Below are 25,188 nucleotides of genomic sequence, written 5' to 3' on the forward strand. Positions count from 1 at the left end.
CGGTTGGATAGCTTCGAGCCAGTATCGACATACGGCTAAGGTGCTGATTTCATTCATCTCGGCCAGGAAACGCTCACGGCACGTTTGCTTACGCTTACAGACGTACTCCAAATCTGAAAAGCTCACCCGACTCACCGGGTGGCTACTATTGAGAGTTAACGGAGGGCAACTCGGCACCTACCGTCCTCTCCGCGTCATCAACGCAATCCTTGCGTTATTCCAAACGGTATTCCAAGTACATCTTCAAACAGAAAATACCCTTTTAAATCAATTTACTGGGTAATCAATTCAGCTCACCCCGGCCCACCAATTGAGACACCATCGAAGCCCGCCCCGTGCGGGCTTTGTTGTTTCTGGGCGCATCACAAGCCCTGCAACAGGCTGAAACAGGCCCCACACCAACGATCAGTACTTGATATCCCGAGCTGTGCGACGGGTATCCTGCTTGGTGCTGCGCTTGTCCTGGCGACATTCCACGTTGCTCTTGTCATTGCCCTTTCTGCATTCATCCTTGGTTTGCCGGGCAGTGGATCGCCCTTCCTGCCTGGTATCGCGAGCTTCACGCCGCTGCTCACCCTGCTCGGTCGCGTAGACGGGTAGCGTCACCCACTGCACGCCAGCGGCGATGAGCAGCGTCGCCAGGGTTTTCAAATAGTGCTTGCGAATCATGATTTTTCTCCAATTAAACATCGCTCGGTCGCTTCGTTCGCTCCCCCCAGGCATTCAGCGAAAACGTGAGTTACATCGTACGCCCACAACTCACAAAAGCACTTTGTGGCAGGTAAAATCTGACGATAGGGTCACATGGACAGTCGCGCAATGCCGCTATGTGCATGGTTGCAATATGGGCACCGGCCCGAACCTCCTTGTTTCCAGGTAGTGGCGTCGAGTCGATGCCTGACAGACAAACCGGTCGGAAGCAGACTTTGCCGCGGATCATTTGCCGTAGCTATGCCGCAAGCTCTGGTACGAGGCTTTGATACAGATGAATTTTTCTTCACCCCACGGTTGCGTTACTGCCTGTACATTGCACTCGCTCATTCAAGAAACTACGGTTTGCCCGCCCTCCCGCGGGCTTTTTTTTTGTCTGCGAATTCGCAATTCGAGACTCACTGAAGGTTTCCTCTAGCAACAAAACCCGCCCCCCTTTCGAGATGCGGGTTTTGCGGTTCAACACCAATTCAATTCGCTGCCTGGATCTGAGTCGCCGCCACCGGTAGTTGCGCTTTGGAGAGCACGGGCTGTTCCAGCCTCGCTCGCCCGTAGAACGCCAGCGCCGTCAGCAAACACGCCAGCCATACGAAGATCCCGGCCCAGAAGGTGTGGGACATGTAGTGCCACCCTTGCAATACCCGTGTGGTGCCATAGATGAAACCGAGGGTCAGCGAGCCGTACATGATCGCTTTCGAATAGCGCCAGCGATAACGGCGAGCCACGAAGTACAACGCCAGCATGGTGAAACCGCCCGACGCATGTCCGCCCGGCCAGCAACGCCCCTCACCAGCGACGTTCAACAGGTCGAAATTCTCATACCACTCGATGTGCTCCATTTTGCCGCCGTACAGGGTCGTCTCGATCGGGCAATACACGCTGGTGTGGCCCTTGAGGTAGTGAATCACCCCGGTGCTGATGGAGAACGCGAACACCACGTAGAGAAAGTCGCGTCGATGGCGATTGGCAAAGCGCAGCACCGGTGCGACTTTGATTTTTTCCAGGAAGGCGATGATTTTCGAGTGCTTTTCAGCCTTCAGACGCGGCCAGAGAAACGACAGCAAGGCACCGATAATCGCCAATTCTCCGGTCCAGTTCGGAATGATCCGCGCCCATTTGTGGGTGATTTTTTCGAACAGATGGACCTGGTCCAACGGGTACGTCTGCGTCACCGGATCAAAAAAGTAATTGTTGAAGGCAATGTCGATACTGGTCATGTCGAACATCAGGAACACCGCGACCGCGCAGGCCAGCGGAATACCAAAATTCACCCAGTAAAAGCGGGAAGCGGTCAGCATGCTCAGTCCTGATTCGAAGGGATAGTGAAATTCAATGGGTTGTCACCGTCGGCCAATCCGATGCTTCGATAAAGCCAAGCATGCGCGGAGTCTGCGGCGTTTCGGCGGAGATAAACAAAGAAGCCCCGTAACCCAGGGTCGAGGTCGGCACATGGAGGTCTTTTTCCAGTTGGTCCATGCATTCGCTGTGGGTCACCAGAATCAGGTTACGTCCGGCCACCTTGTGCGCCAATGCGTCGCGCAGCATGGTGCCCCTGCAACCGATCAGCCAGTCTTCGCCCGTGCCGACCTTGTTGAACATGAAACCGGCGGTCTGCGCCGTACGCAGGATCGGGCTGTTGTAGATATCGGCCTTGTCCAGGCCCAGGTTCTGGAAATGCGTACCGACACCCACGGCGACACTGCGCGAGCGCTCGGTAATGCCATCGTTGCCAACCAGGCAAGGCGCCGTGGAGTGATCGCAGCGCTCGACGTGGCGCACCAGGACGATCAGGTCGCCTTTGCCCCACCCGGTCATCAACGCCTGTGCACCGGTCACATTGCCGTGAGCCAGGTCCGCAACGGCGGCAGGTCGCAGCAAGAACAGCACCAACGGGATCACCAGCAACGCCGAAACCAACACCACCGCAGCGTTGCGATAACGGGCGAAGCGGTTCAGATCGATCGAGCGTTTTATCCCGAAAAGACTCAGTCTTAATTCCACATCAAGCCGCCTCGCCGGCACGCACTACCTCATCAGATACGGGCAGGTTAAGGAAACGCGCGTCGGTGACTGGTGAAACCCATGTGAAAAAAAGCTTAAAGGCGCTGTAAAAGTCTTGTTACAGAACCGTGCGGAAAAAACCTTTCAGCTCCCGGGATTGCTGCCGATACATCCTGCTTACACCGCTTGGCGGCTTCCAAAAAAAACAATCTTCCAGCCAACCGACGATAAAGAAGTACCAAGTTCCTGGAGGAATGAGATGAATAGCTGGTTCGGCAACATCAGCGTGAACCTGAAACTGGGCCTGGGGTTTGGCCTGGTCCTGGCACTGACCTGCGTCCTGGCCCTGACCGGCTGGACCAGCCTGGGCGGGTTGATCGACCGCAGCAACTGGATGAGCGACATCACCCAGCTCAATGCCGGCCTGACCAAGCTGCGCGTGGTTCGCCTGCAATACATGCTGACCAACGGCGACGAAACCGCCGCGCAGAATGTGCAGACCACCCTCGACGCCTTCTCGGCCCAGCAGCAAGCCCTGCTGGCGAAGTTCAAGAGCCCGGAAAACCTCAAGCTGCTGCGCGAGCAAGGCGCCGTCATCGACGCCTACAGAACGTCCCTGGGCAAGATGCGCAGCGCCTATCGCGCCGGCAACAGCGCCCGCGACGCCATGAGTGCCAACGCCGAAACCGCCAACACGCTGATCAATGACATCAATACCCGCGTGCAGCAAATGCCGTTGAGCGACCAGCGCTTCGAACAGTTCCAGGCCATCACCGCGGCCAAGGAATCGTTCCTGCTGGCCCGCTACGAAGTGCGCGGCTACACCGCCAGTACCAATGCCGAGACCGAGCAAAAAGCTGTCGGTCAACTGGACGCCGCCATCGCCAGCCTGAAACCGCTGAACGTGCATTTCGCCGATTCCCAACAAGACGCCTTGCGTCAGCTGGAAACCGCGCTGGGCAACTACCGCAGCGCCTTGCAGACCTACAAGGCCGCCAGCAATGACGCGGTGCAGGCGCGCAAGGAAATGACCGAACAGGGCGCCGCCATCGTGTCCCAGAGCGATCAGCTGTACCAGATCCAGCTCGACCGCCGTGATGCCGAAAGTGCCCAGGCCCGTACCCTGCAACTGGTCAGCACGTTGCTGGCACTGCTGGTGGGCGTCATTGCCGCCGTGATCATCACTCGCCAGATCACTCGCCCATTGCGCGACACCCTGGCGGTGGTCGATCGCATCGCCAGCGGAGACCTGTCCCACAATGTGCTGGTCACCCGTCGCGACGAACTCGGCGTGTTGCAACAAGGCATCGCTCGTATGGGCGTAACCCTGCGCGACTTGATCAGCGGCATCCGCGACGGCGTGACCCAGATCGCCAGCGCCGCCGAAGAGCTGTCGGCCGTGACCGAGCAGACCAGTGCCGGGGTCAACAGCCAGAAAGTCGAGACCGATCAGGTCGCTACCGCCATGCACGAGATGACCGCCACCGTGCAGGAAGTCGCGCGCAACGCCGAAGAAGCCTCGCAAGCCGCTGCGGCGGCGGACGGCGAAGCCCGTGAAGGCGACAAAGTGGTCAACGAAGCCATCGCCCAGATCGAGCGCCTGGCCAGCGAAGTGGCGCGTTCCACCGAAGCCATGAGCGTGCTGCAACAGGAAAGCGACAAGATCGGCAGCGTCATGGACGTGATCAAGGCCGTCGCCGAACAGACCAACCTGCTGGCACTCAATGCCGCCATCGAAGCGGCCCGTGCCGGTGAAGCCGGTCGTGGTTTTGCGGTGGTGGCCGACGAGGTCCGCGGCCTGGCCCAGCGCACGCAGAAATCCACCGAGGAAATCGAAGGCTTGGTGGCCGGCCTGCAGAACGGCACGCAACAAGTGTCCGCCGTGATGAACAACAGCCGTGTCCTCACCGACAGCAGCGTGGCCCTGACCCGCAAGGCCGGCGAGTCACTGGAGAACATCACCCGCACGGTGTCCAACATCCAGTCGATGAACCAGCAGATCGCCGCCGCTGCCGAACAGCAAAGTGCCGTGGCCGAAGAGATCAGCCGCAGCATCATCAACGTGCGCGATGTGTCTGAACAGACCGCCACCGCCAGCGATGAGACCGCCAAGTCCAGCGTTGAGCTGGCGCGGCTGGGTGGTCAATTGCAACAGATGGTGAGCCACTTCCGCGTCTGACCGTACACCGTCGGTGATTGAAAGGCCCATTCGCGGGCAAGCCCGCTCCCACAGGTAGAGAGTCGAACACAGACTCTGTGAACGACCCAACACCCTGTGGGAGCGAGCTTGCTCGCGATTGCGTTCTCACAGACCGCATCTGAAAGGGTGTGCTGCGCGGCTTACCGCGTACCGCGCTGGCGCAATGCCGACGGCATGAAGTACGCGTCTTCGGGTACCGGCTGGGCAAAGTCCACTGTGCCCGGCTCTTCGTTATCCAGGTTCTGCACGTAGTAACGACGCGCCTGCAAGTCATGGAATACGTCCAGCGCACTCCAGGTGGTGGGCAGGTCGTAGAAGTTTTTCAGGTAGGCCATCGACACCCGCCACAACTCCCCACGCCCGTCATATTGATCCACCAATGCGGCGCCCCAACTGTCCTCGTCCAGAAACAGCACGCGCTTGGAATAGATATGCCGCGCGCCGGGCTTGAGCGTGCCTTCGACCACCCAGACCCGATGCAGCTCATAACGGGTGAATTGCGGGTTGAGGTGGCCCGGTGTGAGCAACTGCTCGTACTTCACCTCAGGGCTGCCGACTTTGTAATTGTTATAGGGGATGTAGACCTCTTGCTTGCCCTTGAGCTTCCAGTCGTAGCGGTCTGGCGAGCCGTTGAACAGGTCCGTATCGTCCGCTGTGCGCAGGCCGTCGGATGAGGCGATCGGGGTGTCATACGCGAGGTTCGGCGCCCGGCGCACACGACGCTGGCCCGCGTCGTAGACCCAGGCCTGACGCGGGTCCTTGAGCTGGTCCAGGGTCTCGTGAACCAATGCCGCACCGCCCGCCAGACGGGCCGGGCTCTTCACGAACGCCAGGTAGTAAAACAGCATGTTTTTCAGGTCGGCAAACTGCCCGCCCGAGCGGTAATAGTTGAAGAGCCCCTCCTGCTGCGAGGTCACAAGCGCGAAGCTGCCGTTGCGTTGTACCGGCGCTTCGGAGGCACGACGGACCACATAGATACCGCGATAACGGGTGATGTGGTTCCACAGCACCTCGATGCCATCCTTGGGCACCGGAAACGGCACACCGCCATAGGCATCGGCAAAACCGGTGCCGCCATCGAGCAGCTTGGCCGAGGTCGCGTTTTTCAAGGTGTTGTCATACAGCCACTGCGGTGCCGCGCCCGAGCGGCGAGAGGGATAGACCGGCATCTGGAAGGTGTCGGGGTAGCTGTTGAACAGTGCGATCTGACCCGGGCTGAGGTGGGCCTTGTACTGTTCAAGGTTGGCCTTGGTGATGGTGAACAGGGGCTTGTCCGCCGCATACGGGTCCAGGTGATGCTGGCCCGGCTTGTAGCCCGCCGGTGCCTGGGTGATGCCGCCGTTCCAGGCCGGAATGGTCCCGGCCGCATTGCCGGCACGCTCGGCCCCCAGCGGTGTCAGCGTGGTCTTCAATTGCTCGGCCTGCTGGGGCGAGATCGCGGCCAGCGCGCTGCCGGCGGCCAGGCTCAGGAGCAGCGCCAGCGTGGTCTTGGTCAGTCGTGAAGTGTGAAACATGATCGTTCTCCGAAGTACAAAAACCTGTGGGAGCAGGCTTGCTCGCGAAGAGGGCGGCACATCCAGCACAGATGTCGCCTGATTCACCGCTTTCGCGAGCAAGCCCGCTCCCACAATGGGTCTGCGTGTAGCAATCAAAGGAAGTACTTGAGGTTGAAGCCGACGTTGTCGCGGTCACGCAGGCCGTTGTCCTGCCCACCGCCGTAGAACTCGGTGTATTGCAGCTCGGCCTCCAGCTTGTTCTGGTAGTTGGCCTTGATCCCCAGGGTGTAGGCCTTGCGGCCCTCGATGATGTTGCCCGCCTGGTAGCTGTTGCCCTTGAAGTCATCCTTGTAGACGACATAAGGCGAGACGTTGACCCCGGCATACACGTCGTTCCAGGTGCCGTTGAGCATCGCGGTGTAGCTGTAGGAGTTGCGGTTGACCTGATCGCTGCGTTCGCCGCCAGACACATAGGAAAAGTTACCGGTGCCAGCGTAGTAACGGGTACTACCGTCATACGCGGTGTATTGCAGGTTGCTGCCGCGCAGGTGCTCGGACGCCAGTTCAAATACGCCGAACATCGAGTCGAATGACAGGCTCGGGCCAAAGTTGTAAATGGTGCCCATGGATGTGTTGAACGCTTCCACCCGCTCGGCGTTATTGATCTGGCTGTCGAGCGTGACCTGCTGCCCGCCGATGTTGATGGTCTGGCCACCTGCCGCTGCGGCGGCGCCGTTGGCCAGGTCGCCGATCAGGTCGTTGGTGGCGGCGACCCCGATGGGCAGGTTCGGCCGATAGGCCACTTCGCCGAAAACCGACGCCTGGCCCAGGGTGGTGTTGAAACTGAAACCGTACATGCGGATGTCTTCGGCGTAGCGCCGATGCGCCTGAATATTGCCCAGTACATCCATGGTCGCCAGGCCGTTGGCCAGTTGCCCCGCCTGGCTGCCGGCAACACCGGCCAACAGGTTGGTCAGGGCGTTCATGTCGATGCCCTTGTACCCACCCAGATCGGCGGAAATCGTCGGTTCCTTGGCGTGGTAGTTGACCATGTACAACCCGAACTCGGTGCTGTTGAGCTCTTCTACGATGTAGCGAAAAGCGAAACCGAACTGGCCGTCGTTGCGCGCGTTGTAATCCTTGCCGACCGAGGCCACTTTGACGGTGTTGCCAAAGGCCGGGGTGACCCCGTTGGCGTACAGGCCGGTGGTGCTCAGGGCCTGGCTGAGCAGCGGGTTGTTGCCCAGCGCGCTGTACAGATCGATTACGTTGCCGAAGCCAGGCACCGGGGTATCCAGGGCAGTACCGGTAAAGTTGTTGTAGGCGGTGTTGCCACCGTCGGCGAACAGGTCCGTCTGCGAGTAGAACGTGCCGACCGGGTCGATGCGGGTTTCCTTCCAGTTCGTCTGGTAAAAGCTTTCCATGGTCAGGCTGTCGGTCAGGCCAATGTTGAAGCTCAGCGCTTCCACCGGCACCAGCACTTCCTTGACTTCGGCCCCGGGCAAACGGTATTTGGCCGCGTCCACCGGGTTGGTGGTGTTGACCCCGCCACGGTAGAAAATCCCCTCACCCCAGTTGAACACCTGGCGCCCGACGCGGGCCGTGACTGGCATCTGCGCAACATCCCAGTTGCCATAGAGGTAGGCATCGAGCATCTCTACCCGGCTGCCGGCGATATCGCGGGTCTGGTCAGTAAAGTGGTCGTCCTGCGGGAAACTCTGACTGGGTTGCGACGGGTTGTTGTTACGGTAGTAATCGTTGCGCTTGTCCATCAGTTGGGTGTCATAGAACGCGGTGCCGCGCACGAACATCCCGTAGTTCTGATAGTTGGCCTCGAGCTCCGAGGTGATCTTGTACACCTCGGAAACCAGCCCCGTGTCGAAGTTGCGATTGCCGTCGTTGGTGTTGACGTCGTCGTTGTTTTTGTCCCGGCCCTGGACCCGCCACAATCGGCCATAAGACAAGGTACTGTCGAATGAACCGGTGACCTGGTTATCCAGCACGCTGAACTCCTTGGCCTGCACGCCGTCGACCGCGCACAGTTGCAGCAGCCCTGCCAGGCCCACGCCGGGAAGCGCCGCGCCAGACAGGCGAAATCGAGTGCTCATGATCCTTTCCTCTTTCCCTGGTTTTATTGTTTTTGTGTTCTGAAAACGTGGCTGCGATGGCTATGGCGTCAGTCCCGCACGGGCGTAAATCCGGCTGTGGGCGCCGAAATTTCCCAGCAGTTTGAACAGCTGCCGGTTAAGTGCCGGATGGTCGAAATCTTCGCGCTGCAGTTGATTACCGCTGCTGAAATGGCTGGTGATCGGTGCCGTGTCCAACCACTGGCCGATGGCTTCATCAAACGCCGCGGATTCGTCGACGGACTCGGCACTCACCACTTCGCGCAGGTAGTCCATCGAGTACGGCGGATAACGGGCGTCCTGTGCAGAGTCGGTATAAGCGTCGAGCATCGGGTGTGCCTGGCCGGCGCGCTGCAAGCGACGAAGCCAGGTCGACTGATACTTCTCCACTTCCATGTGTCGGGTGGCGACCCGTTCGATGGCGGCATGTTTGTCCGCATCGAAGCCGGCCAGGGCCTTGCCTTCCAGCACCAGCAGGCTCGCCAGTTCGACACCCGGTAGCGGCTTGGCGTGATAAGGCTGGGTCAGGTCCTGAATGTGATGCAGGCCCCAACCGAGAAATCGGTAACCCCAATAAGGATGGCCAGTGGCAAACGCCAGTCGCGCCAAGCCCATGTACTGGTAGGCACGCCAGTCCGGCCAGCTGCGCTGAAGAAACCCGGCAGCGGCGTACACCACCGGGTTTTCATGGAAGAAGCCCATATGAAACGGCGCCTGGGAGCTGTACTGAAACCGGGCGTCGCCGAAAGGCTGCGGGCCGAAGCCGTACAACGCGCCGACTTCACCGGGGTTGTCACTGAACAGGTTGATGTCGTGGCCGTAATCCGGCTCATCGGCAGCGCTAGCCAACACGGCCAGGGGCGCGACTTGTTCGTGATCAGCGACAACGATGAAGCGCTGGCGATTCCACGGTGAAAGCGTCTGTTGCACCATGACTTGTTCGGCCTTGAGGTGTTCACGCTCGGGCAGATCCTTGCCCGGCATCGGCTGGATGACCATCGCCAGATGAATCCCGGGGTTGATGCGCAGTGCGGTGAGGAAGTCATGGCGCAGATTGCCCCCAGGCACGACTGGCAATCGCAGGTTGTCGGGGCGCGGCGGGTATTGGGCGAAGTGCTCGCGGGCGAAGCGCTCCTGCTCATCGAGCAGCGCACTCACGGCCTGGTATTGCTGCGAAAGAAACTGTTCCAACGGCTCGACTTCAACCTGCGGTGCATCACGCAAGGCCGGCAAATCCTGCAACGCCAGGTAGCTGCCCACCGTATGGTTCGACCAGCCCCAAGCTGTGGGGGCCATTGCACAAAGCAGCAACAGGAGGAATGTCAGCTTCATTGCTTGGTTCTTATTGGATGTGCTGTGGGGGTTGAGCCTAACAACCGACCCTGCCCCTGACACTGTCCAATCTCACCAGAAAAGGTCTCCGATAGCGCCACATGCAAGCCCGCTCCCACAGGGGGATCTTTGGTGTTCCTTCAGGCGGGGTAACCAGTGATTTTGCGGATGCTCTGGTACAACGGCTTGAGCTGTCGATACATGCGCAGATAGACCTCCTTGTACAGTCGCTCATAGATCTGCTGCGCCTCGGGTTGCGGCATGAATACCGCACCGACCCGGGTCATGGCGGCCATCGCCGTGGGGAAATCCGCGTACAGCCCCAGCCCCACCGCGCAGCAAATGGCCGCGCCCAGGCCGGACGCTTCGTAGACATGCGGACGCTCGGCCGGCAGGCCGAAAATGTTCGCCGTGAGTTGCATCGCGGCATCACTCTGGGAGCCACCTCCGGCGACGCGCAAGCGCGTGATGGAGACCCTCGAACGCTTCTCGATTTTCTCCATGCCCTGACGCAAGGCATACGCCAGACCTTCGAGGATCGCCCGGTAAATGTGCGCGCGTGTATGCACGTCGCCGAAGCCGATCATCGCGCCCTTGGCTTCGACACCCGGCTCGCGGATACCGGGCGACCAGTAGGGTTGCAGCATCAACCCCATGGAGCCCGGCGGCACGGCGTCGACCAGCGCATCGAAGAGTTGCTCGGGCTCCACACCCTGAGCTTTGGCCTGCTGCATTTCCCGCAGACCGAACTCGTTCTTGAACCAGCTGACCATCCAGTAGCCGCGATAAATCATCACCTCGCAGTTGTATTGATCCGGCACCGCGGACGGGTAAGGCGGAATCAACGGAACGATTTCCAGGTAGCGCGACCGGGTGCTGGTGATCGTCGCCGTGGTGCCGTAGGAAAGGCACACGGTGCCTGGGTCGACGACGCCGGAACCCACGACTTCGCAAGCCTTGTCGGCACCCGCGGCGATCAGCGGCAGCCCCTCGGGAATGCCGGTGTGCCGGCTGGCCTCGGCGCTGATGTAGCCGAGGGTTTCACCGGGCTTGCGCAGGCTCGGAAGTTGTTCGGGACGCACCGCCAACGCCTGCCATTTCCAGTCGGAGGGCGCGGCCCAGCGCAAGCGCTTGAAGTCGAACGGCAGGTAACCGACGCAACAGCCCACCGAATCGACAAAGCGCCCACACAGGCGATGGGTGAGAAACCCCGAGAGCAGCAAAAACTTGTCGGTCGCCGCCCAGACCTCAGGCTGGTGGCGGGCGATCCAGTTGGCCTCGGCCTGGGCGCGAAAGTAGTCCACTGTGGCTTGCGCGCCGACCAGTTTGAACAGCCAGCCCCACGGCCCCTTGATGCCACCCTTGACTTCGGTCTGGCGTTGATCGAGCCACAGGATCGCCGGGCGCAGTGCCTTGCCCTGGGCATCGACATTGATCACTGTGCCGCGCTGGGTGGTCAGGGATACACCTGCGATCTGTGAACGATCGATGCCGGTTTGCTGCCACAACTGCTGGCAGGCCTCACCCAGTTTTGCCCAGTAATACTCCGGGTCCTGTTCGGCCCAGCCGGGTTGAGTCGAATAATAGGCCTGCAACTCGACCTTGCCTTTGCCCAGCAGATTGCCCTGCAGGTCGAAGAGCAGCGCGCGCACGCTCTGGGTGCCATTGTCGATGGCCAACAGGTAACGCTTGTTCGGGTGGTTATCCATGGAGCTCTCTTCAATGGGCATCAATGCGCGGCATCCGGCAAACCATGATGGCGTTGCCACAACGCCCGATAACGCTGTAATTCCTGCTGCCAATGCTCATCACCCCAACCCAGTCGCGGTTGGCAGAGTTGGCGAATGGCAGCGAAATAATCCTCGCCACCGCGCGGCAGCAACAGGCCCAGGCGGGTTCGGCGCAGCAGCAGGTCATCCAGGTGCAGGACCATTTCCCCATCGCAGGCAACGGCCAGCTCCGCCCACAAGGTGTCAGTGCCGCCGACGGTGTCATGGCCGAGTTCCGCGATCAGTTTCGCCAGCCTCGGCAGGTCACGGCCATGCCGCCCGGCCAAGCGCCGCCACCGATTGGCGCTGAGCCCCGGTATCGCCAGCGGCGGCACGGCGGCGAACACCGGCGCGGCGTCGTCATTGAAGGGCCGGTCGAGCATGCTCGCGCAGGCCTTGAGCACTTCGATCGCCTGCGGGCGAAAGGTGGTCAGCTTGCCGCCGGCCAGGGTCACGCAACCCGGTTCCTGCCACAACACATGCTCACGGGTTTCATTCGAGGGCTTGTCTTGATGCTCACCCGCCGCATTGCCCACCACCGGGCGCACGCCCGACCAGGTCGACAGCACATCGGCGGCGACCACCTCGGCCTGGGGGAACTGTTGGCTGCAGGCCGCCAGCAGATAGTCGAGCTCATCAAAGCTGATGCTCGCGCTCTGATCCAGATCGCCGTGATGATCGAGGTCCGTGGTGCCGACCACCGTGGCACCCTCCCAAGGGAAAACGAACACCGGTCGACGGTCGCGCTCGTGCAGAAAGGTGAAGGCTTGCGCCACTGGCAGACGCCAGCCCGGCAACAGCAAATGACTGCCACGCAACGGGCGCAACTGGTGAGGGGCATCGGGCAGGCGCAAGCGCTCGGCCCACGCGCCAGTGGCCACGGCCAGCACACCACAACGCAATGTCAGTAACCCGCCTCCTTCGCAGTCTTCGACCTGAACCCCGCAAACGCGCCCCTCTTCACGCAGCAATTGCTGTACGCGCACGCCGTTGAGTACCACAGCGCCGTCGGCCCGGGCCTCGCCCAATACGCGCATCACCAGACGGGCATCATCGGTCAACGCATCGACAAAACAGGTGCCGCCCAGCAGGTCATCTTCCTTCACCCCGGGCGCCAGATAACGAAGTTGTTGCGCGTCATGGAAGTGATGGCTGCGCCGCCCGGCCAATGCGTCATAGATGGACAGCAAACCACCCAGCACCCGCGGTCCGGGAAAACCGCCTCGGTAATGCGGCATCATGAAACTCATCGGCTCCACCAGCCCCGGCGCCTCGTCGAGCAGGCGCTGGCGTTCGCGAACTGAGTCGCGGGTCAGGCGCCACTGGCCTTTGGCGATGTAGCGCAAGCCGCCATGGACCATTTTCGAGGAGCGGCTGGAGGTGCCCCAGGCGAAATCGCGCTGCTCCAACAGCAGGCACCGCCACCCTCGGCGCGCGGCTTCGCGCAGGATACCGGCGCCGCTGATGCCGCCACCGATGACGATCAGGTCCCAGGTTTCATCCGCCAGCGTCGGCAGCACCCGCTGTCGCCACGCCGCGTTCCAGTCCAGGCTCATGGCCGTCACTCCTGCAACAGCGTGCCAGGGTTCAGTCGCCCGGCCGGATCAAAGTGCCGACTCAGTGCCTGCAGGGTATCCATCGCCAACGCGCCCTTCTCCCGCGGCAGGTACGGCGCGTGATCCTTGCCCACACCATGCTGGTGACTGATGGTGCCGTGGTTGTCGACGATGGTCTGGCTGGCCGCCTGCTTGAGCGCCTGCCAGCGCGCCAGGGTGGCGGGGTAGTCGGCCGCCGGGCGAAACACATAGGTGGTGTAGATGCTCGATCCTTCGCCATAGACATGGGAAAGGTGGGTGAAGACATGCACCCGCTCGCCTTCGGCAGCCAAGGCGTCGCGCAGGCTGTTTTCGATCAGCGTGAGCAGGTTATCGACGTTGCTCCAGTCAGTGGCGGTTTCCAGGGTGTCCACCACGTAACCGGCGTTCCACAGGTTTTCCCGCAGGTAGGGAAAACGAAAACGGTTCTGCGCCCACTTCTTGCCGAGCAAAGTGCCGGTAAACACCCCGCCGAACGCCTTGAGGTGCTGCCGGGCCTGGCGCAGGGACAGCGCATTTTGTCGACGATTGCCGGTCACACCGAACGTCAGCAGGCATTTGCCCGCACCGGCGCCGCGTAGGGCCAGGTACTTTTCCAGCCAGGCGATCTGCTGCGGGTGACCGGCCAGCGCCAGCTGGGTTTCGGTTTCCACCGCGTTGGACAAGCGCAGCATCGACAGCGGCACCCGCGCCTGAGCCAACTGGCGGATGGCTTGCAGCGCCTTGGGCCAATCGGGCAGAAACACACCATAGAAACGCTCATCGGCGGGCAGAGCGCTGACCCGTACCTTCACCTCGGAAATGATCCCGAAGCGGCCCTCACAGCCCAACACCACCTCGCGCAGATCGGGCCCGGCCGCCGAGGCCGGAAAGGAGGGAATTTCCAATGGGCCGGCAAAGGTTTCCAGGGTTCCGCCGGCGAACAGTTGCTCGATCCGCCCATAGCGCAGCGACTGCTGGCCACTGGAGCGGCTGGCGACCCAACCACCCAGGGTCGACAGCTCCCATGATTGCGGGAAATGCCCCAGGGTGTAACCACGGGCGCGCAACTGACTTTCCACCTGCGGTCCGCTGGTGCCAGGGCCGAAGGTGGCCAGCAGGCTCTGTTCGTCGAGGTCCAGCATGCGATTCATGCGGGCAAGGGAAACCGTCACCACCGGCCGCGCGGAACTCGGCGGGTTGATGTGACCGGCCACCGAGGTGCCGCCGCCATAAGGAATCAGGCACAGGTCCTGTTCATGGGCGAGCAACAGTAACCGGCGAATCTGTTCAGCGCTCACGGGATAGGCCACAGCGTCGGGATAATTCCCCAACGCGCCTTCACGCAACGCCAGCCAGTCCGGCAGGCTCTGCCCTCGCGCATGCAGCAAACGATCATGGGCATCCACGCTGTACAAGAAGTGTTGCTGCAACCGCGACGGGGGCACGCGGGCCAATGCTGTCTCAAGCGTCGCATCGGGCAGCGCTCGACCGTCTCCCACCCGCTGGGCGAGAAAACTCGCGCCCTGGGCCGGCAGTTCGACCACCGTGGTTGCATCTCCCCAGCCGTTCCAGCGTCGCATGCGTGTGTCCTTTTGCGGTTCTGATCAGTGATATTTCAGGCCCCCATACTAGTCAGCCGCCGAAAAGTGTCACGGTCGCATCCGGCCAGTTCGAGTAGCCAATTGAGTCAAACGTCGCGCAGGCGTCAGCCATTTACTTTAGCCGTGGTTTCAAATTACCTTTCAGGGCATTCATCCGCGCACGCGGGCCTTGATCAAAGGAATACGATCATGCAATCCCTGGGCTTCACTTCAGTTCCGCCGCTGCTCAAATACCTGCGTCATGCCGAACAACTGGGCATGGCCATCGAGCCTGCGTTGGCGGCTGCCGGGTTGCAGGCACAGCAGTTGAGTGACAACAGCCTGCGGTTGCCAGGTGAAGCCCATGAACGGCTGCTCGATTATTTCTGCGAACACTCGGGCGATGCATTGTTCGGTCTCAACGCCGCGCGTTTTGTGTTGCCCAACTCCTGGAGCGTGCTGGGTTACATCACAATGAACTGCGCGACACTGGGCGACGCCATGAGCCGCATCATGCCGTTCGAGAAGCTGGTGGGAGACATGGGCGTCAGCCGCGCCGAGGTGCAGGGCAGCGAGGTGCACCTGATCTGGACATGCCGCCATCAACGCCCGCGAATTCGCCGACACCTGGTGGAAAACGTGCTCGGTTCCTGGCTGCAATACGCGCGCTGGATCGCCGACACGCAAATGTCACCGGCTGCCGTCTGGCTGGAACATGCCTGTCCGGCCGACACGACGCTGGCACAGTACGAGCAGTTCTTCGACTGTCCGGTACTGTTCGACCAGCCTTATTCGGCGCTGATTGTCCCATTGCCGTATTTGCAGTTGCCATTGCGCCAGGCCGATGCGCAATTGCTGCGCACCCTGGAAGAACATGCCCAGGGGTTGATGGCCACACTGGAGGACGCTTCGCTGGAACAGCGGGTCAAAAGCATCCTGCGAAAATTGCTCAAGGAAGGTCTGCCACGCAAGGAGCAGGTGGCCGAGCATCTCGCGGTGTCAGTGCGCACGCTGCAACGCCAGTTGCATCAGGCCGGTACGTCGTACCAGCAGATCCTCGATGACCTGCGCCAGGAGCTGGCCGAGCATTACCTGCTCAACAGCACCCTGCCGATCCAGGACATCGCCCAGTACCTGGGTTTCACTGAACCCCGCTCGTTTCACCGCACGTTCAAAAGCCGGCGCGGGATGCCGCCCGGCGAGTTTCGCCAAACCCACCGGGTGCCGAACGAAGGCTGAAGGCTTAAACCTGAGGGGCTGAAGGCTCAGAGACTGATCGCGTTGGTGAACACCAACCGATTGCCGAACGGGTCGGCGATGGTCATGTCCTGGCTGCCCCAGGGCATGGCCTGAATCTGCGGATGGGAAAACCTGTATTGCCTGGCCAACAGTTGCTGCTGAAACTTCTCCAGCTCATCCGTCTCGATCCGCAGCGCAGACCCCGGTGTGCTGTCGCCATGGTGTTCGGACAAGTGCAGCACACATTCGCCACGGGAGATTTGCAGGTACAGCGGGTAATTCGCTTCGAATCGATGTTGCCAGTCGATCTTGAACCCCAGGAAATCGACGTAGAACTCCACTGCCTTGGCTTCGTCGAAAATACGCAGGATCGGAGTTGTTTTGCCGAAGCTCATCGGGTTGCTCCCTGTAGGAGCGAGCCTGCTCGCGATGGTCGTTAACGATAACGCGTTTTGACTGGCTAAACGCGGCGCCTTTGACTCCATCGCGAGCAGGCTCGCTCCTACATGATTGAACAGCGTTAGGTTGTCGGGTTTGATAACAGTCCTTCGGCGCGGAAATGCCATTCTTTAGTTTCAAAGTGCCATCACCGTGACGCAGTCCTCGAAACTCACTGAAAACCCGTGCGCAAATCCCCTTCCCGGGCCAGAAACCGTCCTTCCCTGCGCCCGTTGGCCTGGCCATCACGGTAACTCAACACACCGTTGATCCATACCCCTTCAATGCCCTCTGCCGCCCGCTGTGGGTCGTTGAAGTCGGCGACATCACGAATGGTCGCCGGGTCGAACAACACCAGGTCCGCCCAATGGCCTTCGCGTATTTCACCGCGCGCCTTCAAGCCGAAGCGCGCCGCCGACAGCCCGGTCATTTTGTGCACGGCGGTGTGCAGCGGGAACAGTCCCACGTCGCGGCTGAAATGTCCGAGCACCCGAGGGAATGCGCCCCACAAGCGTGGGTGCGGAAACGGATCTTCCGGCAAGCCGTCGGAGCCGACCATCGACAGCGGATGCGCGAGGATCCGACGGACATCCGCCTCATCCATTCCGTAGTACACCGCACCGGCCGGTTGCAGCTGGCGAGCGGCCTCCAGCAACGGCAGATTCCATTCGGCGGCGATGTCCATCAGGTCGCGACCGCCCATCTGCGGATGCGGGGTCGACCAGGTGATGGTGATGCGGTGGGCATCGGTCACCTGCTTGAGGTCCAGGGTCGAAGAGCTCGCGGCGTAGGGATAACAGTCGCACCCCACCGGGTGGGTCTTCGCTGCCTCTTCGAGGGACGCCAGCAGCTGTGGACTGCGCCCCCAGTTACCGGCGCCGGCACATTTGAGGTGAGAGATGATCACTGGGCTTTGCGCATGGCGACCGATCCGGTACGCCTCGTCCATGGCCTCCAGCACCGGTTCGAATTCGCTGCGCAAATGGGTGGTATAGACCGCCCCGAACGCGGTCAATTCTTCGGTCAGTTGCATCACCTCATCGGTCGATGCCGAGAAGGCGCTGGCATAGGCAAGGCCGGTGGACAGGCCCAGGGCGCCGGCCTCAAGGCTTTCGCGCAGTTGCTCGCGCATGGCGCTGATTTCATCGGCAGTGGCGGTGCGAAACAGGTCGTCCAGATGATTACTGCGCAACGCCGTATGACCGACCAGCGCGGCAACGTTCAGCGTGGTGTTCGCCGCTTCGATGGCCACGCGGTAGTCGCGGAAGGTCGGATAAACGAACGCAGCGGCCGTGCCCAGCAGGTTCATCGGATCCGGCGGATCACCGCGCAAGCTCACTGGCGAGGCACTGATCCCGCAGTTGCCGACGATCACCGTGGTCACGCCCTGGCTGAGCTTGGGCAGCATCTGCGGCTGACGAATCACCACGGTGTCGTCATGGGTGTGCACGTCGATGAAACCCGGCGCCAGTACATGGCCCTGTGCGTCGATTTCCTCGCTGGCACGGGCATCGCGCAAGTCGCCGATACGCTCGATGCGCCCGTTGAGAATGGCCACGTCGGCGGGGTATCCAGGGCTGTTGCTGCCGTCGATGATCAGGGCGTTGCGAATCAGCGTGTCGTACTGCATGTCAGTCTCCCAGCGGCAAGTGATCGTCGCCACCGCGGTATTCGTCGAGGGCGAGTTTGATCCGCCGCAGACGTTCTTGATTGTCTTCAGGATTGGCCAGGGCCAGCTCGGTGGCGAGCACGTCGATGGCCAGCAGCATGCCGTAGCGCGCTGCCGTGGGTTTGTAGATGAACGAGGTTTCGGCGCTTTGCAGGGGCAGGACGATATCGGCCAGTTGCGCCAGGGGCGAATCTGCCCGGGTGATGGCCAGAATGCCTGCGCCATAGCTGCGCGCCAGCTCCAGCGTTTCAATCAGCTCTGGGGTGATCCCGGTCAGCGAGCAGACAATCACCACGTGTTCAGCGCTGAGGCTGGCGGCGGTGACGCGCATCATCACCGCATCGTGGCACACCGCAATCGGATAGCCGAGGCGCACCAGGCGCACTTGCAGTTCATCGCTGCACAGGGTCGAGCAGCCACCCATGCCGAAAGCGTGGATCATGCGCGCCTTGCCCAGCAGTTTCACCGCATCGGCGAAACGCGACTCATCGAACGCGGCCAGGTGCTGGCGCAAGGTCGACTCGATGTCGCCCACGATCTGCCCGTAGAACGCCGACTGCTCGGGCGTGCCCGCCGGGTCGAGAAACCGGCTGCCGACGCCGCTGGCCTGGGCCAGTTGCAAGCGCAAGTCACGCAGGTCCTTGCAGCCGACCGTACGGGCGAACCGCGACAGCGTGGCGCTGCTGACCTCTGCCCGCAGCGCCAGTTCATCGAGGCTGGCGGAGGCGGCAAATCCTACGTCGTCGAGCATCAGGCGAGCAATACGCCCTTCACCGGCGCTAAAGGAGTCCTGACGGGCGCGGATCTGGTAGAGGATGTCCATGCAAGCGGCTCCGGCTAAATCAGGTAAGAAAGGCCAACGGTCAGGCCGAAGGCGACGACCGAGATCAACGTCTCGAGCACGGTCCAGGTCTTGAAGGTCTGGGTAACGGTCATGTTGAAGTATTCCTTGATCAACCAGAAACCACCGTCGTTGACGTGGGAAAAGATAACCGACCCGGCGCCGGTCGCCAGCACCAGCAACTCCGGATGGGGATAACCCAGACCAATGGCCACTGGCGCGACCACGCCTGAAGCGGTGGTCATGGCCACAGTGGCAGAACCGGTGGCGATACGCATCAGCGCGGCAAACAGCCAGCCCATCAACAGCGGCGACAAATGAAATTCGTGGGCCAGGCCGACGATCTGGTCGGTGACGCCGGCGTCCACCAGAATCCGGTTCAAACCACCGCCGGCGCCTACCAGCAAGGTGATGCTCGCAGTCGGTGCCAGGCATTCGTTGGTGAACTTGAGGATCGACTCACGGTTGAAGCCCTGGGCCAGGCCGAGGGTCCAGAAACTCAGCAATGTGGCCAGCAACAGCGCGATCACCGAGTTGCCGATGAACAGCAGGAACTGATTGAAACCACTGCCCGGCGTAGAAATCAGATTGGCCCAGCCACCGATCAGCATCAGCACCACCGGCAACAGGATGGTCGCCATGGTGATGCCGAAACCCGGCAGGCTGTCGCGCGGTTCACGCTCCAGGAACTGGCGTTCCAGCGGGTTTTCCGCCGGCAACTGAATGCGCGGCACGATGAATTTGGCGTACAGGGGACCTGCGATGATCGCCGTCGGAATGCCGATCAGAATCGCGTACATCAAGGTCTGCCCCACCGATGCCTGATACACCTGTACCGCCAGCATCGCCGCCGGGTGCGGCGGCACCAGCGCATGCACCACCGAAAGCCCGGCGACCATCGGCAAGCCGACCATCAGGATCGAGACACCCACGCGCCGCGCCACGGTAAAGGCAATCGGCACCAGCAAGACGAAACCGACTTCGAAGAACAGCGGCAACCCCACCAGAAACGCGATGGTCACCATCGCCCAATGCGCATTCCTCTCGCCAAAGCGGTCGATCAAGGTTCGCGCCACCTGCTCGGCGCCACCGGACTCGGCCATCATCTTGCCGAGCATGGTGCCCAGCGCCACTACCAGCGCGATGTGGCCCAGGGTCTTGCCGACCCCGGCCTCATACGCCCCCACCACACCTGACGGCGGCATGCCCGCCACCAGCGCCAGGCCAATGGAAATCAGAGTGATGACAATGAACGGGTTGAGCCGGTAACGGGCGATCAGAACGATCAGTGCAATGATGGCGATGGCGGCATACACCAGCAGCCAATAGCCGAAGGACAGGGTCATGCGGTACTCCTCGAGAGGGTCACGTCGAAATATTTGTGAAACTCTTAAAACATTTCGGAAGGTGATTTTCAAACGAGGTGAAAGTAATTTTCGTGCAGAGGTAAGGCGTGTCGCGCAGAGGTATGAGTTGTCGCAAATAATGAAAATCAGGCAGGCGGATTTTCATCGCGCCTGCCTGTTTGATTTCAGTCGTGCTGCATCCGGGCACGCTTGAGCAATTTCTTGCAACGCTCGGACAAATGCAGCACCCGCAGATGCTTGCCGGCCTTGGCATAGCGCTCGCGCAAGGTGCCCAGTGCAGCGATGGCCGAGTAATCGACAAAGCTCAGGTGCTGGCAATCCAGGGTCACTTGCGCCGGGTCATTGGCCGGATCGAACTGATTGAGGAAGGGTGTGGTCGAGGCGAAGAACAGCGTGCCATGCACCCGGTACAGCTTGCTGCCGTCGGTTTCCAGATGACTGTCGGCGTACAGCTGCCGGGCCTGCTGCCAGGCGAAATTGAGCGCCGCGATGATGATCCCGCAGAGCACCGCCATTGCCAGATCGGTGAAAACGGTAATCACCGTCACCGCGATGATCACCAGCACGTCGTTCAACGGCACCTTGTTCAGCACCCGCAACGAAGCCCAGGCGAAGGTCTGTTGCGACACCACGAACATCACCCCCACCAGCGCGGCCAACGGAATGCGCTCGATCAGCGGCGACAGAAACAGGATGAACAACAGGATCGACACCCCCGCCACCACCCCGGACAAACGCCCGCGACCGCCGGAGCTGAGGTTGATCACGGTCTGGCCGATCATGGCGCACCCGCCCATGCCGCCGAACGCACCGGACACCAGATTCGCCGCCCCCAGCGCCACGCACTCGCGATCCGGGTAACCACGGCTTTCGGTGAATTCGTCGGTGAGGTTCAGGGTCAACAGGGTTTCCAGCAACCCGACCAGCGCCATCACGATCGCGTAGGGCGCGATGATGCGCAGGGTGTCCAGGTTCCACGCAATGTCCGGCAGCGCCAGCGTCGGCAAGCCACCGGCAATGTGCGCCATGTCGCCCAGGGTGCGAGTCGGCAGGCCAAGCAGATACACCGCCAGGCCCACACCGAGAATCGCCACCAGCGCCGGTGGCACCGTACGGGTCAGGCGCGGCATCATATAGACAACGGCCATGGTCACCGCGACCAGCCCGAGCATCATGTACAGCGGCGTACCGCTCAACCAGGCCTCACCGTTCTTGAAGTGCTCCAGTTGCGCCAGGGCAATGACAATCGCCAGGCCGTTGACGAAACCGAGCATCACCGGGTACGGCACCATACGCACCAGCTTGCCGAGCTTGAGCAGCCCGAACGCGATCATGATCAACCCGCCCAGCAACACCGTGGCCAGCAGATACTGCACACCGTGTTGCACCACCAGCGCGACGATCACCACGGCCATCGAGCCGGCCGCGCCAGACACCATGCCCGGCCGCCCACCGAACAGCGCGGTCAGGGTGCAGATGATGAACGCGCCATAGAGCCCCATCAACGGATTGAGGTGGGCCACCAGCGCGAAAGCGATGCACTCGGGCAACAGGGCGAAGGAAGTGGTAAGCCCCGCCAGGACATCGGCGCGTAGACGTTTTGCTTTCATTGGGAACCGCACACAGGGAGAGACGAAAAAGAGTGTGCGGATGTTACGGAAATGCAGTCAGACCGACCAGTTGTTGTGCCTGCGCAAACGCCATCGCGAGCACGCTCGCTCCCACAGGTTTTGCGTCATTCACGAAAAGGGCGAACAACACAGTACCTGTGGGAGCGTGGCTTGCCCGCGAAGAACGATAACGCGGTCTAAAGCGAGCTCACACCCTCTCGTCATTGCGCAGCAATCACGAATCAACCCTTGAAGTCAGCGCTCGCATAATCGGCCAACTTGCCCTGGATAAAGTCCAGGAAGCACTGAATGCGCAGGGCCAGTTGCGAGTTGCGGTAGTACACCGCGTTGATCGGCTGGCGATAACCGCTGTTGAACTCGGCCAGCAACACCTTCAAGCGTCCGGCACGAATGTCTTCGATGGTCATGTAATGCGACAGGCTGGCGATGCCCTGGCCGTCCAGTGCGAGATGGCGGATGGTTTCGCCGCTGGAAGCACTGATCGACGCCTGGATCGGCCAGCGGTCACCATGCACATAACGCAGAGGCCATTGGTTGAGGCCTTCGTTCTGGGTGAACCCCAGCAGCGTATGGTGGGCCAGGTCAGCCACGGCTTGCGGTGTGCCGTATTTTTCCAGGTAAGCCGGGCTGGCGACGATGTGCAGCGGGCTGCAACCCAGGGAGCGGGCATGCAGCGTCGAGTCGGTCAGGGTGCCAATGCGAATGGCGATGTCGGTACTCTGCTCCAGCAGATCGATGATCAAATCGTTGCTGTTGAGTTCGAGCTGGATGTCGGGGTAAAGCCTGCGGAATTCATCGATGTAGGGCACGATGGCGTGCAGCATGAACGGTGATGCCGCGTTGATCCGCAGCCGCCCGGACGGTGTTTGCTGGCGTGAGGACAGGCGCTCTTCGAGCTCATCCATCTGATCGAGAATCCGCTTGGCGTGTTCGAAGAAGTACTTGCCCTCTTCGGTCAGGTCCATGCGCCGCGTGGTGCGGTTGATCAACGTGGTGTCGAGCTTGGCCTCCAGCCGCGACAGCGTACGACTGACCGCCGAAGGCGTTTGCCCGACTTGCTCGGCCGCCGCAGAAATCGACCCGCATTCAATCACGCAGACGAAAACCTGCAACTCATCGGATCTGGCTTTCACGTGTGTCCTCTTTTGCGAGTCGGCGCGGCGATCTTCCTGGCCGTTGCATCGGATAGTAGCCGAGCACTACGCCTTGAGGCCAAACACCTCTGCCAAATGCTGCTCATAGCGCGCCACGTCGCCTTCGATGTTCGGGCGCTTCATCACGTCCACACACAGGAACGTCGGCAAACCGGTCATGCCCAGGAACTCGTTGGCCTTGTGGAACGGGAAGTACACCGCGTCCACGCCTTTGGCTTCGAAGAAATCGGTCGGGTCGTCGAAGGCCTGCTGCGGGGCGTTCCAGGTCAGCGACAACATGTACTGCTTGCCGTGAATCAGGCCGCCGCTGCCGTACTTCTGCGACGCGTCCGAACGGGTGCGACCGTCGCTGGCATAGAGGCTGCCATGGCCTTCGGTGAAGACTTCATCAATGTACTTTTTCACTGTCCACGGCGCGCCCATCCACCAGCCGGGCATCTGGTAAATGATCACGTCGGCCCAGAGGAACTTGGCCACTTCTTCGGCGACGTCGTAGCCCTCGTCGATGAAAGTGGTTTTGACATCCATACCGCCGCGATCCAGCACGCTCAACGCGGCTTCATGCAGGGTGGCGTTGTAGCGGCCGTCGGAGTGTGCAAATTTTTTGCCGCCATTGAGTAACAGGACTTTTTTCATGGGAGGTCTCGGGAAGGTCGGGAATCGGATGGCGGCAGAGTACCGATCGACCTCACGCGGAGTAAGCGTCGATTTGGCAAAATTCATTTGACCTACAAGCACGAATCAACAGGCGATTGTTGCCTTAGACTGGCGCCAGTTCTGACTTGAGGAGAGATGTAGATGAGTGAAATCCAGGGATTCATCCTGCACGCCAAGACCCGTCCGGAAAAATCCGACGCCTTTGAAGCGTTTTTTAGCGGCTACGTGCAAGCGAGTCGAGCCGAACCCGGTTGCATCGAATACCACATGCTGCGCGACAAACAGGACCCGACCCTGTTCATCTTCTACGAGATCTGGCAATCCCAGGCCCACCTCGATGTGCACTCGAACCTGCCGCACATGAAGCAGTTCCTCGAGCAGCGCGATGAATACCTGGAACGGGATTTCGAGATCCGCGCCATCGACATGATCAGTCCGTCGTCCGCTAGCCGCTGATCAGCAAATGGCCGCCGAGCAATCCCAGGCCAACGAAGAACACGCGCTTGAACCACAGGGCGCTGATCCGCTGGCGCAGCGATTGCCCCAGCCACATGCCGAGCATGGCCGGGATCAGCGCCAACAGCGATGCGCTCAATTCGCCCCCGCCGAGCGCGCCGCGCCATAGCAAACCACCGGCCAGGGCCAGGGTCGAGACGGTGAACGACAGGCCCAGCGCCTGCACCAGCTGGTCCTTGCTCAAGCCTAGCGCTTGCAGATAGGGCACCGCCGGAATCACGAACACGCCGGTGGCCGACGTGATGATGCCGGTCAGCACGCCGCACAGAGGACCGAGCCAGCGTTCGCTGCGCCGCCCCACGCGCACAGTCGGCAGGAACAAACCGCTGAGCGCATACAGCAACAATGCCGCGCCCAACCCCCGCACCACCCAATGGCCACCGCTCAGGCCGACCCACAGCGTGCCTGCCCCGGTGCCGATGAAAATCGCCAGCAACATCGGCCACAACCGCTTGGCCAGCCCCGACAGATGCCCGCCGAATGCCAGTTGCCAAATGTTGGTCAGGGTCGCCGGAATGATCAGCAGCGCCGCAGCCTGCGTCGGCGCCATAGCCAGACCGAGCAGGCCCATGGCGACGGTCGGCAGGCCGAGGCCGATCACCCCCTTGATCATGCCGGCCAGTACAAAGGTGCCGATGACCAGCAGCGAAAGGGCCAAGCCGAGATGCTGATAGAACGCCGAGAGTGTATTCATGGGGCCATGGTGAGCCCGCGGGGGTTGATTGAAAATCTGCCATATACTGAGGCTGCCTCTCTTCAGACAAGAGGCTGAATAATCGGGTGCGGTATCTGACGCCATCGCGAGCAAGCTCGCTTGTATGGTAGGACTTGAAGGGAGGAGGAGGGACAAGGCTCGATTCTGACTGTTGACGCAGTACAGACCG

General features: G+C 61.2%; 20 protein-coding genes and 2 pseudogenes. 4 read left to right on the plus strand and 18 right to left on the minus strand.

The window, feature by feature from the left end:
* The 4 genes and pseudogenes from AC3WTM_RS01815 to pmrG form a co-directional block, all read right to left on the minus strand.
* Positions 1–135, minus strand: a pseudogene (locus AC3WTM_RS01815) (IS5/IS1182 family transposase); the annotation flags it as partial.
* A 270-nt stretch (positions 136–405) separates the two neighbouring features.
* Entirely contained in the window at positions 406–669 is a 264-nt protein-coding gene (locus tag AC3WTM_RS01820) for a hypothetical protein (protein ID WP_102669019.1), read from the minus strand.
* A 512-nt stretch (positions 670–1,181) separates the two neighbouring features.
* Positions 1,182–2,009 (minus strand): phosphatase PAP2 family protein, encoded by an 828-nt coding sequence (locus AC3WTM_RS01825; protein ID WP_102669018.1) that lies wholly within the window; start codon positions 2,007–2,009, stop codon positions 1,182–1,184.
* Positions 2,010–2,040: 31 nt separating this feature from the next.
* The gene (pmrG, locus tag AC3WTM_RS01830; RefSeq protein WP_102669017.1) at positions 2,041–2,712 is read right to left on the minus strand and encodes a lipopolysaccharide core heptose(II)-phosphate phosphatase PmrG; all 672 of its coding nucleotides are present in this window, start codon (positions 2,710–2,712) and stop codon (positions 2,041–2,043) included.
* A gap of 394 nt (positions 2,713–3,106) precedes the next feature.
* Between pmrG and AC3WTM_RS01835 the strand changes: the two are divergent.
* Both AC3WTM_RS01835 and AC3WTM_RS01840 read left to right on the plus strand, forming a co-directional pair.
* Positions 3,107–4,033 (plus strand): annotated as a pseudogene (locus AC3WTM_RS01835) (methyl-accepting chemotaxis protein); the annotation flags it as partial.
* Positions 4,034–4,177: 144 nt separating this feature from the next.
* Entirely contained in the window at positions 4,178–4,891 is a 714-nt protein-coding gene (locus tag AC3WTM_RS01840) for a methyl-accepting chemotaxis protein (RefSeq protein WP_404940404.1), read from the plus strand.
* Positions 4,892–5,052: 161 nt separating this feature from the next.
* On the opposite strand, the gene AC3WTM_RS01845 is transcribed toward AC3WTM_RS01840, so the two are convergent.
* From AC3WTM_RS01845 to AC3WTM_RS01870, 6 genes are all read right to left on the minus strand, one after another.
* The gene (locus AC3WTM_RS01845) at positions 5,053–6,426 is read right to left on the minus strand and encodes a DUF1329 domain-containing protein (RefSeq protein ID WP_102669015.1); all 1,374 of its coding nucleotides are present in this window, start codon (positions 6,424–6,426) and stop codon (positions 5,053–5,055) included.
* A gap of 134 nt (positions 6,427–6,560) precedes the next feature.
* A complete protein-coding gene (locus AC3WTM_RS01850; RefSeq protein ID WP_173677883.1) occupies positions 6,561–8,516 on the minus strand; it encodes a DUF1302 domain-containing protein in 1,956 nt (651 codons plus the stop codon).
* Positions 8,517–8,576: 60 nt separating this feature from the next.
* The gene (locus AC3WTM_RS01855; protein WP_102669013.1) at positions 8,577–9,866 is read right to left on the minus strand and encodes a phospholipase C/P1 nuclease family protein; all 1,290 of its coding nucleotides are present in this window, start codon (positions 9,864–9,866) and stop codon (positions 8,577–8,579) included.
* Between the two features lie 140 nt (positions 9,867–10,006).
* Positions 10,007–11,575, minus strand: a complete 1,569-nt coding sequence (locus AC3WTM_RS01860; RefSeq protein ID WP_102669177.1) for an FGGY-family carbohydrate kinase — start codon at positions 11,573–11,575, stop codon at positions 10,007–10,009.
* A gap of 20 nt (positions 11,576–11,595) precedes the next feature.
* Positions 11,596–13,191: a glycerol-3-phosphate dehydrogenase/oxidase gene (locus AC3WTM_RS01865; RefSeq protein ID WP_102669012.1), complete on the minus strand. Its 1,596-nt coding sequence runs from the start codon at positions 13,189–13,191 to the stop codon at positions 11,596–11,598.
* Between the two features lie 5 nt (positions 13,192–13,196).
* Positions 13,197–14,792 (minus strand): FAD-binding oxidoreductase, encoded by a 1,596-nt coding sequence (locus AC3WTM_RS01870; protein ID WP_102669011.1) that lies wholly within the window; start codon positions 14,790–14,792, stop codon positions 13,197–13,199.
* Positions 14,793–15,002: 210 nt separating this feature from the next.
* On the opposite strand from AC3WTM_RS01870, the gene gliR reads away from it, so the two are divergent.
* Positions 15,003–16,031, plus strand: coding sequence for an AraC family transcriptional regulator GliR (gene gliR / locus AC3WTM_RS01875; RefSeq protein WP_090452994.1), 1,029 nt, complete (start codon positions 15,003–15,005; stop codon positions 16,029–16,031).
* Positions 16,032–16,057: 26 nt separating this feature from the next.
* Here gliR and AC3WTM_RS01880 read toward each other — a convergent pair whose 3' ends face one another.
* The 7 genes from AC3WTM_RS01880 to mdaB all read right to left on the minus strand — a co-directional run bounded on the left by AC3WTM_RS01880 (position 16,058) and on the right by mdaB (position 23,767).
* Positions 16,058–16,426, minus strand: coding sequence for a glyoxalase superfamily protein (locus AC3WTM_RS01880; protein WP_057716507.1), 369 nt, complete (start codon positions 16,424–16,426; stop codon positions 16,058–16,060).
* Between the two features lie 215 nt (positions 16,427–16,641).
* A complete protein-coding gene (locus tag AC3WTM_RS01885) occupies positions 16,642–18,099 on the minus strand; it encodes a D-aminoacylase (RefSeq protein WP_102669010.1) in 1,458 nt (485 codons plus the stop codon).
* A 1-nt stretch (position 18,100) separates the two neighbouring features.
* The gene (locus tag AC3WTM_RS01890) at positions 18,101–18,961 is read right to left on the minus strand and encodes a MurR/RpiR family transcriptional regulator (protein WP_102669009.1); all 861 of its coding nucleotides are present in this window, start codon (positions 18,959–18,961) and stop codon (positions 18,101–18,103) included.
* A 14-nt stretch (positions 18,962–18,975) separates the two neighbouring features.
* A complete protein-coding gene (locus AC3WTM_RS01895; protein ID WP_102669008.1) occupies positions 18,976–20,325 on the minus strand; it encodes a GntT/GntP/DsdX family permease in 1,350 nt (449 codons plus the stop codon).
* 185 nt (positions 20,326–20,510) lie between these two features.
* Positions 20,511–21,956 (minus strand): SulP family inorganic anion transporter, encoded by a 1,446-nt coding sequence (locus AC3WTM_RS01900; protein WP_102669007.1) that lies wholly within the window; start codon positions 21,954–21,956, stop codon positions 20,511–20,513.
* Positions 21,957–22,198: 242 nt separating this feature from the next.
* Complete coding sequence (locus tag AC3WTM_RS01905) at positions 22,199–23,110, minus strand: LysR family transcriptional regulator (protein ID WP_102669006.1); 912 nt, start codon at positions 23,108–23,110, stop codon at positions 22,199–22,201.
* Between the two features lie 66 nt (positions 23,111–23,176).
* Complete coding sequence (gene mdaB, locus AC3WTM_RS01910; RefSeq protein WP_102669005.1) at positions 23,177–23,767, minus strand: NADPH:quinone oxidoreductase MdaB; 591 nt, start codon at positions 23,765–23,767, stop codon at positions 23,177–23,179.
* 162 nt (positions 23,768–23,929) lie between these two features.
* Between mdaB and AC3WTM_RS01915 the strand changes: the two genes are divergently transcribed.
* Positions 23,930–24,244 carry a putative quinol monooxygenase gene (locus AC3WTM_RS01915; protein ID WP_057716513.1) on the plus strand — a complete coding sequence of 105 codons (315 nt, stop codon included), beginning with the start codon at positions 23,930–23,932 and terminating at the stop codon, positions 24,242–24,244.
* Here the strand turns inward: AC3WTM_RS01915 and AC3WTM_RS01920 are convergent.
* The gene (locus tag AC3WTM_RS01920; RefSeq protein WP_102669004.1) at positions 24,234–24,998 is read right to left on the minus strand and encodes a sulfite exporter TauE/SafE family protein; all 765 of its coding nucleotides are present in this window, start codon (positions 24,996–24,998) and stop codon (positions 24,234–24,236) included. The two genes, AC3WTM_RS01915 and AC3WTM_RS01920, sit on opposite strands and share 11 nt — an antisense overlap.
* Positions 24,999–25,188 lie beyond the last annotated feature (190 nt).

It is taken from the genome of Pseudomonas sp. EU05-FHT14B02 (assembly GCF_058791055.1).